The sequence below is a fragment of the Streptomyces omiyaensis genome, from assembly GCF_014650895.1.
Classification (GTDB): Bacteria; Actinomycetota; Actinomycetes; order Streptomycetales; family Streptomycetaceae; genus Streptomyces; species Streptomyces omiyaensis.
In genome coordinates this window covers 66,369-79,764 of record NZ_BMVV01000020.1, presented here as the reverse complement: position 1 = coordinate 79,764, position 13,396 = coordinate 66,369, and the positions used below count along the sequence as shown (strand labels likewise).

General features: G+C 72.2%; 13 protein-coding genes. 8 read left to right on the top strand and 5 right to left on the bottom strand.

Features of this window, described 5'->3' with window-relative positions; translation table 11 throughout:
* Window positions 1-278 precede the first annotated feature (278 nt).
* The 3 genes from IE287_RS27640 to IE287_RS27630 all read left to right on the top strand — a co-directional run bounded on the left by IE287_RS27640 (window position 279) and on the right by IE287_RS27630 (window position 3,934).
* On the top strand, window positions 279-1,385 hold the full coding sequence (locus IE287_RS27640) for a LacI family DNA-binding transcriptional regulator (protein WP_189851923.1): 1,107 nt from the start codon (window positions 279-281) through the stop codon (window positions 1,383-1,385).
* Between the two features lie 318 nt (window positions 1,386-1,703).
* Complete coding sequence (locus IE287_RS27635; protein WP_189851922.1) at window positions 1,704-3,143, top strand: metallophosphoesterase; 1,440 nt, start codon at window positions 1,704-1,706, stop codon at window positions 3,141-3,143.
* Between the two features lie 161 nt (window positions 3,144-3,304).
* Window positions 3,305-3,934, top strand: a complete 630-nt coding sequence (locus IE287_RS27630; protein WP_189851921.1) for a hypothetical protein — start codon at window positions 3,305-3,307, stop codon at window positions 3,932-3,934.
* Window positions 3,935-3,996: 62 nt separating this feature from the next.
* Here IE287_RS27630 and thiC read toward each other — a convergent pair whose 3' ends face one another.
* Window positions 3,997-5,778 (bottom strand): phosphomethylpyrimidine synthase ThiC, encoded by a 1,782-nt coding sequence (gene thiC, locus IE287_RS27625; RefSeq protein ID WP_189851920.1) that lies wholly within the window; start codon window positions 5,776-5,778, stop codon window positions 3,997-3,999.
* A 204-nt stretch (window positions 5,779-5,982) separates the two neighbouring features.
* Between thiC and IE287_RS27620 the strand changes: the two genes are divergently transcribed.
* Entirely contained in the window at window positions 5,983-7,395 is a 1,413-nt protein-coding gene (locus IE287_RS27620; RefSeq protein WP_229883781.1) for a YibE/F family protein, read from the top strand.
* 157 nt (window positions 7,396-7,552) lie between these two features.
* Here the strand turns inward: IE287_RS27620 and IE287_RS27615 are convergent, their stop codons facing one another.
* The 4 genes from IE287_RS27615 to IE287_RS27600 form a co-directional block, all read right to left on the bottom strand.
* Complete coding sequence (locus IE287_RS27615) at window positions 7,553-7,993, bottom strand: SsgA family sporulation/cell division regulator (RefSeq protein ID WP_030753939.1); 441 nt, start codon at window positions 7,991-7,993, stop codon at window positions 7,553-7,555.
* 138 nt (window positions 7,994-8,131) lie between these two features.
* A complete protein-coding gene (locus tag IE287_RS27610) occupies window positions 8,132-8,896 on the bottom strand; it encodes an IclR family transcriptional regulator (RefSeq protein ID WP_189851918.1) in 765 nt (254 codons plus the stop codon).
* A gap of 286 nt (window positions 8,897-9,182) precedes the next feature.
* Window positions 9,183-9,401: a DUF5326 family protein gene (locus tag IE287_RS27605; RefSeq protein WP_189851917.1), complete on the bottom strand. Its 219-nt coding sequence runs from the start codon at window positions 9,399-9,401 to the stop codon at window positions 9,183-9,185.
* A 307-nt stretch (window positions 9,402-9,708) separates the two neighbouring features.
* Window positions 9,709-10,026, bottom strand: a complete 318-nt coding sequence (locus IE287_RS27600; RefSeq protein ID WP_189851978.1) for a cupin domain-containing protein — start codon at window positions 10,024-10,026, stop codon at window positions 9,709-9,711.
* Between the two features lie 50 nt (window positions 10,027-10,076).
* Between IE287_RS27600 and IE287_RS27595 the strand changes: the two genes are divergently transcribed.
* From IE287_RS27595 to IE287_RS27580, 4 genes are all read left to right on the top strand, one after another.
* Complete coding sequence (locus tag IE287_RS27595; protein ID WP_189851916.1) at window positions 10,077-10,460, top strand: phage holin family protein; 384 nt, start codon at window positions 10,077-10,079, stop codon at window positions 10,458-10,460.
* 9 nt (window positions 10,461-10,469) lie between these two features.
* Window positions 10,470-10,964 carry a low molecular weight protein-tyrosine-phosphatase gene (locus IE287_RS27590; RefSeq protein ID WP_189851915.1) on the top strand — a complete coding sequence of 165 codons (495 nt, stop codon included), beginning with the start codon at window positions 10,470-10,472 and terminating at the stop codon, window positions 10,962-10,964.
* Window positions 10,965-11,123: 159 nt separating this feature from the next.
* Window positions 11,124-12,284 carry a cystathionine gamma-lyase gene (locus IE287_RS27585; protein WP_189851914.1) on the top strand — a complete coding sequence of 387 codons (1,161 nt, stop codon included), beginning with the start codon at window positions 11,124-11,126 and terminating at the stop codon, window positions 12,282-12,284.
* Between the two features lie 187 nt (window positions 12,285-12,471).
* Window positions 12,472-13,365 carry a LysR family transcriptional regulator gene (locus IE287_RS27580; RefSeq protein WP_189851913.1) on the top strand — a complete coding sequence of 298 codons (894 nt, stop codon included), beginning with the start codon at window positions 12,472-12,474 and terminating at the stop codon, window positions 13,363-13,365.
* Window positions 13,366-13,396: the final 31 nt, after the last annotated feature.

Here is a 13,396-nt window from a genome sequence, read left to right as displayed (position 1 = left end):
CCGGCCCCATCGGAGCGAAGGGGCGCGCGCTTGGGTGGCGCGCGCCGGTGGCGAGCGCCGTGGCGCGCATCCCCCGTAGAGGTGAGTTGAGACCTCTTCGAGACCTCGCCCCCTCGCCAGGCCCATCCCTCCCGGGGGCATCAACTCGCATGGAAATACCCTCAACTGCCTTTGATTCCATTGCTCTTGACGACTTCCGACCATGCAGAAACGTGCCTGTCAACGCCTGCATATGCGGCCGTCCCGCCCACCCCTCATCGCCCTACTATCGGCTCGCCATGACAGCAGCAGGGAAGCACCAGGTGAGCCGGGCACAGACCCGGGGAAGCCGGCAGGGCCGGGCAGGCATCCGGGACGTGGCCGCCGCCGCCGGCGTCTCCATCACGACTGTCTCCGACGCGCTCAACGGCAAGGGCCGACTCCCGGACGCCACCCGCCGGCACGTCCGCGAGGTCGCCGACCGGCTGGGCTATCGCCCCTCCGCGGCGGCCCGCACGCTCCGCACCGGCAAGTCGGGACTGATCGGCCTGACCGTGACCACGTACGGGGATGAACCTTTCACCTTCACGGAGTTCGCCTACTTCGCGGAGATGGCCAGGGCCGCCACGTCGGCCGCGCTCGCCCGCGGCTACGCCCTCGTCATCCTTCCCGCGACCTCACGCCATGACGTCTGGTCGAACGTCGCCCTCGACGGCACCGTCGTCATCGACCCCTCCGACCACGACCCGGTCGTCACCGAGCTCGTCCGCCAGGGCCTCCCCGTCGTCTCCGACGGACGCCCGGCCGGCACCCTCCCGGTGACCGCCTGGGTCGACAACGACCACGAGACCGCCGTCCTCGACCTCCTCGACCACCTGGCCGACGCCGGCGCCCGCCGCATCGGCCTCCTCACCGGCACCACCACCGACACCTACACCCGCCTCTCGACCACCGCGTACCTCAACTGGTGCGAGCGGGTCGGACAGGACCCCGTCTACGAGGCCTACCCGGCGCACGATCCGTGCGCGGGCGCCGTCGCGGCCGACCGGCTGCTCGCCCGCCCCGACCGTCCCGACGCCGTCTACGGCCTCTTCGACCCCAACGGCACCGATCTGCTCGCCGCCGCCCGCCGCTACGGCCTGCGCGTCCCCGACGACCTGCTGATCGTGTGCTGCAGCGAGTCCACCGTCTACGCCACCACCGAGCCGCCCATCACGACGCTCTCGCTCAAACCGCGCCGCATCGGCACGGCCGTCGTCCAGCTCCTCATCGACGCCATCGAGGGGATCGAGAGCGACGGTCCGGTCGAGCAGGTGATACCGACCGAACTCATCGTCCGCACCTCCTCGCAGCGCCGCTCGCCGCGGACGACGGTCAGCCCGCCGCGCTCGCCCGCGAAGGACTGAGCGCCCCGCCCGACACCGGCCGCGCCGAAGGAGCGGCCGGCCGCACGACAGCAGAACGACCTCCCGCACGAAGCGCCGTCCCGCCCCCTGCCCGTGGGCGGAGACGGCGAAACCGACCGCCCGCCGGACCCGACCCTGGACCGGACCTTCTCAATTCGGGCGAAACAACCGGTGAACCCGGAGCGAACCCGGATTCACCACCCCTGGTGCGTCACACAGGCGGACCCTCATTCCTATGATGGGCGCACGACACCGCGGGCCACCCCGACCAGGCCGGTCCGCGATGTGCAGGGCATCGCGACGGTGGTGGAGGGGTCGATGACTCAGGGGGCCGGGCAGGAACCCGTGGAGCGCACGGCGACATTGCGTGACTTCCGCGTACCGCCGTACGCCCGGGTGCCCGTGCAGGGCCACCCGGCCGAGCCTCCGGCCGCGCCCGTCCCGCCCTCCGATCCCACCCTGCACCTGGGCACCCGCCCGGTCGCCTTCCCCGAACCGGTCGCCTTCCCCGAGCCGGCCGCACGGCCCGCGCAGGCGCACCCGGAAGGGGCCCCGCGCCCCGAGCCCGCCGCGTACCGGGAAGCGGGGCCGTACCCCGACACCGCCGCGTACCCCGACGCCGCCGGATACCCGGAGCCGACCGCGTACCCCGAGCCGGCCGCCGCGCCCCCGGCTTCCGCGCCGCCGGCCGCCGTCGCCGCGCCGCTCCCGCCGGCCGCGCCCGCCCCGCTCCCCCCGGCCGCCCCGCTCCCCGCCGCCGCGGTCCACCCCGGCGACGGGCACCCCGCCGAAGGCCACCCCGGGGACGTCCACCCCGGCGAGTTCCCCGACGGCTACACCCCGACCGAGCGCGACCTCCCGGTCATCCAGCGCGGCGACACCCTCCAGGTCCCCGTCGCCCCGGCCGTCGCGCCGGCGCCCGTCCCCACCGGCGACGGCCCCGGCCCGCTCTACGTCGTCGGCGACGTCCACGGCTACCTCGACGAGCTGGTCGCCGCCCTGCGCGCCCAGGGCCTCGTCGACGAGAACGGCGGCTGGGCCGCGGGCAACGCCCGGCTGTGGTTCCTCGGCGACTTCACCGACCGCGGACCCGACGGCATCGGGGTCATCGACCTCGTCATGCGGCTCTCCGCCGAGGCCGCCGCCGCGGGCGGCTACTGCAAGGCCCTCATGGGCAACCACGAGCTGCTCCTCATCGGCGCCAAGCGCTTCGGGGACACCCCGGTCAATTCCGGGGCCGGCACCGCCACCTTCCAGGCCGCCTGGCTGCTCAACGGCGGGCAGAAGCACGACATGGACCGCCTCCAGGACGTCCACCTCCAGTGGATGTCCCGGCTCGACGCCGTCGTCCACGAGGACGGCCACCTGCTGCTGCACTCGGACACCACCGCGTACCTCGACTACGGCCAGACCATCGAGGACGTCAACGAGACGGTCCACGAGATCATCCGGCGCAACGACGCCGACGAGGTCTGGGACCTCTTCCGGAAGTTCACCAAGCGCTTCGCCTTCCGCGACGAGGGCGGGCCGGAGGCCGTCCAGGAGCTGCTCGGCACCTACGGCGGCGCGCGGATCGTGCACGGCCACAGCCCGATCCCGTACCTCCTCGGCCAGGTGGGCACGGAGGACGGCGAGGAGGAATCGCGCCCGGCCGTCGACGGCCCGCACGTCTACGCCGACGGGCTCGCCATCGCCATGGACGGCGGCGTCACGATGGCCGGAAAGCTCCTGGTGGTCCAACTCCCGCTGGGGGACTGACTCTCACCCAGCGCATCCGGGAAAGGCGATTTCCGGAAACCCCCTGTCAGCGCGCCCGGTCACGGCCCTACCATCGGTCTCCCTAGGTAGGCAGGCTCTCCTCCGCTTCCGCCCGGACCGCCGTTCTCCACGCCCGGTCCCGGCCCACCGAGCATCGGGGGATGCACATGAACGTGGCTCCGCACCTGCTGACCGAGGACCGCGCCGAGTACGAGCGCGTCCTCGACGACGCACTGCGCACCGCACCCGAACGGCCGGAACTCGCCGGAGCGGGGGCGCTGCTGACGGACGCCCAGCTCCGCGCGATGGCACTGAACGCGACGGCGCTGATCACCGCGGCGGCGGCGAGCGAGTACGAGCACTTCGTCAAGGTGCGCGAGGCGCACCGCGCCGCCTCCAACCGCCCGCGGACCCCCGCCCCCGACGAGTCCCCGGGCGCCGTCGCGGTGCTCACCGTCCTCGTCCCGGTGCTCGCGGGCACGGCCGCCGTGATCTTCCTGCTGGTCGGCGCCGTGGTCCACCTGGTCGCCCCGGCCGCCGCCCTCGGCACCACGCTGCTCACCGCGGGCCTGGTCTTCGGCGCCCTCGCCGCCGCGGGCCTCCTCTGCGCGGGTGCCGGCCTGCTCCTCACCGCCCTGCGCAACAGTCCCGCCGAGACCGGCGCCCCCGACGACGAGCTCACCCGCGCCCGGGCCGCGTGGCGCCACGCCCTCCTGGAGCGCGGCGTGGTCCCCTTCCTCCACGCCGCCCTCACCGCCACCGGCCCGGACCCGGCTCCCCCGGTGCCGTGACGCGCGCCGGCCCGCGGTCCCCCCCGTGGACCGCGGGCCGGGGATCGGGGCGGCGGGCGCCGCTACTGCGCCAGGGGCAGGTAGACGCGGTTGCCGGAGGCGGCGAACTCGGCGGACTTCTCCGCCATGCCGGCCTCGATCTCCTCCTGGGTGCCGCCGTGCTCGCGGCGGATGTCCTGCGAGATCTTCATCGAGCAGAACTTCGGGCCGCACATCGAGCAGAAGTGCGCGGTCTTCGCGGGCTCCGCCGGGAGCGTCTCGTCGTGGAACTCGCGAGCGGTGTCCGGGTCGAGGGCCAGGTTGAACTGGTCCTCCCAGCGGAACTCGAACCGCGCGTCGGAGAGGGCGTCGTCCCACTCCTGGGCGCCCGGGTGGCCCTTGGCGAGGTCGGCCGCGTGCGCCGCGATCTTGTACGTGATGACACCGGTCTTCACGTCGTCGCGGTTCGGCAGGCCCAGGTGCTCCTTGGGCGTGACGTAGCAGAGCATCGCCGTGCCCCACCAGGCGATCATCGCGGCGCCGATGCCGGAGGTGATGTGGTCGTAGGCGGGCGCGACGTCCGTGGTCAGCGGGCCGAGCGTGTAGAACGGCGCCTCCTCGCAGATCTCCTGCTGGAGGTCGATGTTCTCCTTGATCTTGTGCATCGGGACGTGGCCCGGGCCCTCGATCATCGTCTGCACGTGGTGGCGCTTGGCGATCGTGTTGAGCTCGCCGAGCGTCTTCAGCTCGGCGAACTGGGCCGCGTCGTTGGCGTCCGCGATCGAGCCGGGACGCAGGCCGTCGCCGAGCGAGTACGTGACGTCGTACGTCGCGAGGATCTCGCAGAGCTCCTCGAAGTTGGTGTAGAGGAAGTTCTCCTTGTGGTGCGCGAGGCACCAGGCCGCCATGATCGAGCCGCCGCGCGAGACGATGCCGGTCTTGCGGCGCGCGGTGAGCGGCACGTACGGCAGGAGCACGCCGGCGTGCACGGTCATGTAGTCCACGCCCTGCTCGGCCTGCTCGATGACCGTGTCCTTGTAGATCTCCCAGGTCAGCTCCTCGGCCCTGCCGTCGACCTTCTCCAGGGCCTGGTAGAGCGGCACGGTGCCGATGGGCACGGGGGAGTTGCGCAGCACCCACTCGCGGGTGGTGTGGATGTTCCGGCCGGTGGACAGGTCCATGACCGTGTCGGCGCCCCAGCGGGTCGCCCAGGTCATCTTCTCCACCTCCTCCTCGATGGAGGAGGTGACCGCGGAGTTGCCGATGTTGGCGTTGACCTTCACCAGGAACCGCTTGCCGATGATCATCGGCTCGATCTCGGGGTGGTTGACGTTGGCCGGCAGCACCGCGCGGCCCGCCGCGATCTCCTCGCGGACGACCTCGGGGGAGACGTTCTCCCGGATCGCCACGTACTCCATCTCCGGGGTGACCTCGCCCCGGCGGGCGTACGCGAGCTGGGTCACGGCCTGCCCGTCGCGGCCCCGGCGGGGCAGCCGCGGGCGGCCGGGGAAGACCGCGTCGAGGTTCTTCAGCCCGCCGCCGCGCGGCGAGGTGTGCTTGATGCCGTCGTCCTCGGGGCGGACGGGGCGGCCCGCGTACTCCTCGGTGTCGCCGCGCGCGATGATCCAGTTCTCGCGCAGCGGCGAGAGGCCCCGGCGGACGTCGGTGTCGACGGCGGGGTCGGTGTACGGGCCGGACGTGTCGTACAGCGTCACGTCCTTGCCGTTGGTGAGGTGCACCTGGCGGACCGGCACCCGGAGGTCGGGGCGGGAGCCCTCGACGTACCCCTTGTGCCAGCCCGGCGTGCGCGCGCCGTTCTCGTCGTTCTGGTCGGAGGCAGGCGTGCGTGCATCCTGAAGGGTCATATGACCGAATCTCCCTACGCCGGCATTACCCGGTAACAGGTTCGGCGGTCGGCGCAGCCTCCTCCCGTACGTGTCCGCGTACGGTGATCAGCGCCCTCTCAGCCCGGTGCTCCGAGCTCCCGCGTGTGCAAAGGTGTCACCACGCTAGCGCCCTCCCGGGCGTGCTGAACAGTGGGCCCCCGACGTTCTTGCGATGATCGGTCGGTGACTTCCTCGCAGCAGTCCCCCGATCCGCACGGCCACGAGCACGGGCACGGCACCGGTCCCGGCGCTGGTCACGACCACGGTCCCGGCCCCGCATCAGGCCGTGGACACGGCCACGGAGGCGGCCACGGGCACGGGCACAGCCACGGCCACGGGCCCGCCGCACCCGTCTCGCGTCATCTGCGCAGGGTCATCGCGGCCGTCCTGATCCCCTTCGCCACCGCCGTGGTCGTCGGCCTCGTGGTGCTCTGGCCCGGTGGCACGCCGCCGCACGAGCGGACCGGCGTCGGCTTCGACCGGCAGACCGAGCAGGGCAGGGTCGTGGCCGTCGAGCAGGTGGACTGCAAGGACGTGAACGCGGCACAGGTGCCGCCCACCGGCGACACCTCCACCCCGCAGGGGCGCGAGGCGGTCAACGGGCAGCAGGGGGAGTGCGAGAAGGCGACGATCGAGGTCACGAGCGGCGCGGACAAGGGCCGCCGGTTCACCGAGATCGTGCAGCCGGACGCCCCGCGCCAACTGGAGGAGGGCCAGGGCGTGGTGGTCGCCTACGCCCCCGACGCCCCCGCCGACCTGCAGTATTCGGTGACGGACGTGAACCGCAAGGTGCCGATCGCGGTCCTCGCCGGCATCTTCGCCCTCGCGGTGGTGCTCGTCGGCCGGCTGCGCGGCGTGATGGCCCTGGTCGCGCTCGCGGTGAGCTTCCTGGTGCTGACGCTCTTCATCCTCCCCGCGATCCTGGCGGGTTCGAACCCGCTGGTGGTGGCGGTGGTCGGATCGAGCGCGATCATGCTGCTCGCGCTCTATCTGTGCCACGGCCTGTCGGCCCGCACCTCGGTCGCGGTCCTGGGCACGCTGATCTCGCTGCTGCTGATCGGCCTGCTGGGGTCCTTCTTCATCGGCTGGGCCTCGCTCAGCGGCAACACCGACGACTACACCGGGCTGATCCACGGCCTGTACCCCGAGATCGACATGTCCGGCCTGCTGCTCGCCAGTGTGATCATCGGTTCGCTCGGTGTCCTGGACGACGTGACCGTCACCCAGACCTCGGCGGTCTGGGAGCTGCACCAGGCCGATCCGGGCATGGGTCCGCGGGCGCTCTACCGGGCCGGCATCCGGATCGGCCGCGACCACATCGCCTCGGTGGTGAACACGCTGGTCCTGGCCTACGCGGGCGCCTCGCTGCCGCTGCTCCTGCTCTTCACCATCGCGGAGAGCAGCATGGGGACGGTGGCCAACAGCGAGCTGGTGGCGGAGGAGATCGTGCGGACCCTGGTCGGCTCGATCGGCCTGGTGGCCTCGGTGCCGGTCACGACGGCCCTCGCGGCGCTGGTGGTGTCGGCCGACCGCCCGTCGGAGCAGGCCGCCGGGCGGGCGGCGGGCCGCGGCGGACGGCGGCGCCGCGCGAAGTGACGGGCGCGCGGCGGCCCGTACGGGTCCGGGGCCGGCGCGGGTGCGTGGCGGGCGCACGGGGCCGGGGGCGGCGGGTGTACGGACCGGTGCCGGTGGGCAGCCATAGGGAGCGGGCGCACGGACCGGGGCCGGCGGTCGTACGGAGCGGGCGCCGGGGTCAGGCCGGTCCGGCGCTCTCCTCGGCGAGGATCCGGCCGAGCGCGGCCTCCAGGCTGTCCTCGAAGTCGCCCAGTGCCTGCTCCTGACCGAGCGGGACGAGCTTGTCCGTGCGGTCGAGGAAGGCGACGAGCGGCGGGGCGCTGGCGCGGAAGAGGGCGCGGTCGCCGCCGACCTGGAGCCGGATGGAGACGTCCGACAGGCCCTCGGGGTCGGTCGGGGCGATGTGCACGTCGCCGTCGCCGCTGGGGCGGTTGATCCCGTCGAGCAGCAGCTCCCTGCCGAACGCCCAGGTCACGGGTGCGTCCCCGGGGAGGTGGAAGGTCATCCGCACCGCGTAGGGATCCCGGGTCTCGTATCGCAGCTCGACCGGGATCTTGAAGGAGAGCTCCTCCGAGACGAGGAAGCTCATCAGGACCTCGGCCTGAACCGACTCTCGCATCATGTACCCCGCAGTAGATGGAGCAGTTGTGTAAACACAGCTGCTGAAAGCTGTGACCGAAACGGCCAGGAATGATCCCCCGTGGCCCTCTTGACGCAATCGTGCTGTACGCGCTAGCGGATCACAAGGAGTGATTTTTCAGATACTGATAGAGAGGGCGAGCGAACTGAAGAGGTTTCCGATCTCGGTACGTAGTCGCTCGACTGCTGGGAGCAACCGTTCTTCCTGGTGAAGGGGGAGGGAAATGGCCAGAGTGGCCGCCAGGGAGCCCACCGTGATGGGGATGGCGGCGCAAACCGTGCCGAGCGCATATTCCTGACGCTCCACCAGGGGCTCCATTCTCCCCAAACCGCCCAAACGCTCCAAAAGCACACGACGGTTACGCACCGTGTACGGAGTGATGGCTTCCACCGGATGCCGGTCGAGGTGGTCTTGACGAGATTTCAGATCCAGTTGACTGAGCAGACACTGCCCGATCGCATGGGCGTGACCGGTCTCGCGGAAATCCGCCCATTCCTCCACCGCGGGGGAGTTGGGGGCGTCCGCGACGGAGACGAGTTCGATCTCGCCGTCGCGGTACAGCGCGAAGTAGACCGGCACACCGATCTCGTCCCGCCAGTGGGCGAGGGAGTCCTCGATCTTGATGCGACGATTCTGCACAGCCCCGCCGCCGGCCAGCCGGGCGGCTGCCTCGCCGAGGTAGAACGCACCCTTGTCGCGGAGCAGATAGCCCTCGTGCGTCAGGGTGCGGAGAAGGTGGTACGTCGTGGGCAGCGGAAGGCCCGTCTCCCGGGCGAGCTGCTTGGCCGGGGCGCCGTCCGCATGGGAGGCCACGGCCTCCAGAAGTCTCAGCGCCCGCTGCACCGAGCCGATCAGGGTCGGCGCAGCCGTCTGCGTAGCCATGGCCAAAGGTCACCCCCAGGCGTGACACGGATGCACTGCACCCGTTCGCGGGGGCCGCCCCCGCGCTCGCGCCGGGCCTGGGACACCGACGGGGTCCGATGGACCGGACCCCTCTGGGACGAGCGGGAAACCGCTGGTCTGCCGGAGATCTACGCCCGTAGTCCCCGACTCGGCGGAGATCTGCCACTCTAGTGGCTCGTCCTCGCCCCCCACCCCGTTTCCACCAGCGCGTTCCCCCTGCCGGGCTAACGCCCGGCAGTCACCGAATACCGATGAGTAGCTTGTGCTACCAGTCGCGGTCCGTCTTCGACGGGGTGCCGAACTTCCGTACGGCGTAGATGAGTCCGGCCACCAGCGCGACGAACAGCAGCACCTTGAACAGCAGGCCGATCACGAAGGTGAGCACGCTGGTGATGAATCCGCCGAAGACGAGCAGGACCAGGGCGGGTATCGCGATCCACTTCACCCACCACGGCAGCCCCGCGAGAATCTCCTGTACGGCCATGGTTCTCTCCCTCGCTCCTCGAAGCCCGTCCGGAACCCTCCGTCCCGCACACCTCAAGGCTAGGCGGGCACCCCCCGCCGCAGGCCCCTCCGGGGCCCGGGCTCTCCCCTGATCCACCCCCTAGGGGAACCAGGGGTTCAGCCCCGAGAGGGAACACCCGCCGACGCCCGCGTCCCCGGCCGGCCCGCGTCTCCGCCGACGCCCGCGTCCCCGGCCGGCCCGCGTCTCCGCCGACGCCCGCGTCCCCGGCCGGCCCGCGTCTCCGCCGACGCCCGTGCCACCGGCCGGCCCGTGCCACCGGTGGCGCTCAGGCCTCCGGTGGCGAGAAGACCACCAGCACCCGCAGGTCCTCGCTGATGTGGTGGAAGCGGTGCGGCACCCCGGCCGGCACGTAGACCACGCTGCCCCGCGCCACCTGCGTGGTCTCCTCCCCGACGGTGATCGCCGCCCGGCCGGACACCACGAAGTACACCTCGTCCTGACCGTGCGGCGACTGCGGGTCCAGCTCGCCCGCGTCGAGCGCGTACAACCCCACCGACATGTTCCGCTCACGCAGGAACTGGAGGTACGCCCCCTGGTTGGCGACGCGCTCCGCCTCCAGTTCGTCCAGCCGGAATGCCTTCACTGCCATTCGCCCCTGCCCTTGGCCCGATCGTCTCTGCCACGATCAGACACATGAAGAATTTTGTAGTCAAGACACTGGCCAACGCGGGGGCACTCGCGGTCGCCATCTGGCTGTTCGGCGGCATCACCCTGACCGGCAACGACGAGATCACCGGGGAGGCCCTCGGCACCCTGCTCCTCGTCGCACTCGTCTTCGGCCTCGTCAACTTCCTGGTCAAGCCGGTCGTGAAACTGCTGACGCTGCCCCTCTTCATCCTGACCCTCGGCCTGATCACCCTGGTGGTCAACGCCCTGATGCTGCTGCTCACCTCGTGGCTGGCCGGTCTCTTCGACCTCAGCTTCCACGTGGACGGCTTCGGGACCGCCGTCGTCGGCGGCCTGGTCATCTCGGTCGTCTCGTGGGCGCTCAACGTCATGCTCCCCGACGGCGACTGAGCGGCCGGCATGACCTACCGCGTCTGCTTCGTCTGCACCGGCAACATCTGCCGCTCCCCGATGGCCGAGCACGTCTTTCGCGCGCGCGTGGAAGAGGCCGGCCTCGGCGGCGCGGTCGAGGTGGACAGCGCGGGCACCGGCGGCTGGCACGAGGGCGACGGGGCGGATCCGCGCACCGTCGCCGTCCTGGAGGAGCACGGCTACACCTCCGCCCACACCGCCCGGCAGTTCCGCGCCTCCTGGTTCCCCGCCCTCGATCTGGTGATCGCGCTCGACGAGGGCCACGCCCGGGAGCTCCGCCGCCTCGCCCGCACCCCCGAGGAGGCGGCCAGGATCCGGCTGTTCCGCTCGTACGACCCCGGAGCCGGGAACTCCCTCGACGTCCCCGACCCCTACTACGGCGGGTACGAGGGCTTCGAGGAGTGCCTGGAGATGACCGAGGCCGCGAGCGAGGGACTTCTCTCCGCGGTCCTGTCCGGCCTCCGGGAGGGGCGCCCGGAATGACTCCGGAAGGGACCGCCGGAATGACTCCGGAAGGGGCCGCCGCCCGGAACGAATCGGGGAGGCGTCCGGTACGGCCCCGGGAGGTGCCCGGAATGACTCCGGCGGCACTTCCGGAGAGACTTCGGGGGAACGAGAACGAGGAAAGGACCCCGTGAACCCGTGAGCCCCCAGGAACAGCACCACCAGGGCGAGGGCCCCGGCGACGGCACCCTCGCCGTGCGGGCCGGACTGCCCGACCCCGTGAAGTACGAACCCACCCTGCCGGGTCCCGTGTTCGCCGCCCACTTCCACCTGCCCGGCGAGCCCACCGGCCCCTACACCTACGGCCGCGACGAGAACCCGACCTGGACCCATCTGGAGCGGGCCGTCGGCACCCTGGAGGCACCCGGGGAGACCGGCATCGAGACCGTGGTCTTCGCCTCCGGCATGGCCGCGATCTCCGCCGTCCTCCTCTCCCAGCTCTCCGCCGGCGACGCCGTCGTCCTGCCCACCGACGGCTACCAGGCCCTGCCGCTCCTCCACGACCAGCTGCGCGCGTACGGCATCGAGGTGCGCACCGCCCCGACCGGCGGCGACGCCCAGCTCGACGTCCTCGACGGCGCCAAGCTGCTGTGGATCGAGACCCCGTCCAACCCCGGGCTCGACGTCTGTGACATCCGCCGCCTGGTCGGGGCGGCCCACGCCGCCGGGGCGCTCGTCGCCGTCGACAACACCCTCGCCACCCCGCTCGGCCAGCGGCCGCTGGAGCTCGGCGCGGACTTCTCGGTCGCCAGCGACACCAAGGGGATGACCGGCCACGGCGACGTGCTGCTCGGCCACGTCAGCTGCCGCGACCCCCGGCGGGCCGCGGAGGTGCGGCGCTGGCGCAAGATCGTCGGCGCGATCCCCGGCCCCATGGAGGCCTGGCTCGCCCACCGCTCGCTCGCCACGCTCCAGCTGCGGATCGACCGCCAGTGCGCGACCGCCCTGGAGCTCGCCCGGGTCCTGGCCGACCATCCCGACGTCATCGGACTGCGCCACCCCGGACTCCCGGACGACCCCTCGCACGAGGTCGCCGCGCGGCAGATGCGCCGCTTCGGCTCGGTGATCTCCTTCGAGCTCGCCGACCGCGCGCGGGCCGAACGCTTCCTGGACGAGCTCCGGCTGGTCGACGACGCCACCAGCTTCGGCGGCGTGCGCTCCTCCGCCGAGCGGCGCGGCCGCTGGGGCGGGGACGCCGTCGCCGAGGGCTTCATCCGCTTCTCGGTCGGTGCCGAGGACCCGGCGGACCTGATCGCCGACGTGCTGCGCGCCCTGGACGCGGCCCGGAAGGCGGGCTGACAGGGCTCGGACCAGGGCGTTCCGAGCCTCCCCCCTCGTGGCTCGGAACGCCCCCGTCCTTGCGCGGAACCCGCCCGAACAAGGCTAGTTGACTGTGCGTCAGTGTCCAATCACGGTAGCGACAGCGGCCTATCGACATATTTATAGTGGGACGGTTCCGCGACGACAGGCGGCCGGGAGGGCGTCCATGGATCTGGCCCTGCTGCGCACGTTCGTCACGGTGCACCGGGCCGGCTCCTTCACCCGCGCCGCCGCCCTGCTGGGCCTCTCCCAGCCCGCCGTCACCAGCCAGATCCGCACCCTGGAACGGCAGCTCGGCCGGCCGCTCTTCCTGCGGCGGGCCCGCGGGGTCACCCCGACCAGCATCGGCGACGAACTGGCCCACCGCGCCGCCCCGCACCTGGACGCCCTCGTCGAGATCACGGAGACCGGGCTCGACGCCGAGCGCGGAGTCCGCACCCTGCACGTCGCCGGCCCACCGGAGTTCACCTCGCTGCGCGCGCTGCCCGCGCTCGCCCCGCTCGTCGCCCAGGGGCTCGCCCTGCGCGCCTCCTTCACCGGCAACAGCGAGGAACTGCTCGACGGACTCGCCGCCGGCCACCACGACCTGGCCCTCTCCACCGCCCGGCCGCGCGGCGGACTGTTCACCGCCGTCCCGCTCTGCGACGAGGAGCTCGTCCTGGTCGCCGCCCCGCGCTGGGCGGCCCGGCTCTCCCCCGGCGTGCTCGCCACCGGCGCGGTGGTCCTGGAGCAGCTCCCGCTGATCGAGGTGCACGAGTCGCTGCCCTTCGCCGCCCGCTACTGGGCCGCCGTCTTCGAGAGCGGGCCGGCCGCGGCCGCCACCGTCATCGCACCCGACCTGCGGGCCGTCCGGGAGGCCGCGGCCGCCGGCGCGGGGCTCGCGGTGCTGCCCCGCTACCTCTGCGAGGAGGCGCTGGAGCGGGGACGGCTGGTGGCACTGCTCGAACCGCCGGTGCCGCCGCTGCGGACCTACTTCCTGGTGACCCGCACGGGGACCCTCGCGCTGACCCACATCGCGCGTGCCCACGAGGAACTCGTACGGGCCGCGGGGGAGTGGTGAGTTTCAGCCCGGTGGGAACGGGCCATTTTCT

Bases quoted from the DNA above. Each gene is read 5' to 3' on its own strand.
- IE287_RS27640 (WP_189851923.1), top strand. From the start codon at position 279: ATGACAGCAGCAGGGAAGCACCAGGTGAGCCGGGCACAGACCCGGGGA.
- IE287_RS27635 (WP_189851922.1), top strand. From the start codon at position 1,704: ATGACTCAGGGGGCCGGGCAGGAACCCGTGGAGCGCACGGCGACATTG.
- IE287_RS27630 (WP_189851921.1), top strand. From the start codon at position 3,305: ATGCACATGAACGTGGCTCCGCACCTGCTGACCGAGGACCGCGCCGAG.
- thiC (WP_189851920.1), bottom strand. From the start codon at position 5,778: ATGACCCTTCAGGATGCACGCACGCCTGCCTCCGACCAGAACGACGAG.
- IE287_RS27615 (WP_030753939.1), bottom strand. From the start codon at position 7,993: ATGCGAGAGTCGGTTCAGGCCGAGGTCCTGATGAGCTTCCTCGTCTCG.
- IE287_RS27610 (WP_189851918.1), bottom strand. From the start codon at position 8,896: ATGGCTACGCAGACGGCTGCGCCGACCCTGATCGGCTCGGTGCAGCGG.
- IE287_RS27605 (WP_189851917.1), bottom strand. From the start codon at position 9,401: ATGGCCGTACAGGAGATTCTCGCGGGGCTGCCGTGGTGGGTGAAGTGG.
- IE287_RS27595 (WP_189851916.1), top strand. From the start codon at position 10,077: ATGAAGAATTTTGTAGTCAAGACACTGGCCAACGCGGGGGCACTCGCG.
- IE287_RS27590 (WP_189851915.1), top strand. From the start codon at position 10,470: ATGACCTACCGCGTCTGCTTCGTCTGCACCGGCAACATCTGCCGCTCC.
- IE287_RS27580 (WP_189851913.1), top strand. From the start codon at position 12,472: ATGGATCTGGCCCTGCTGCGCACGTTCGTCACGGTGCACCGGGCCGGC.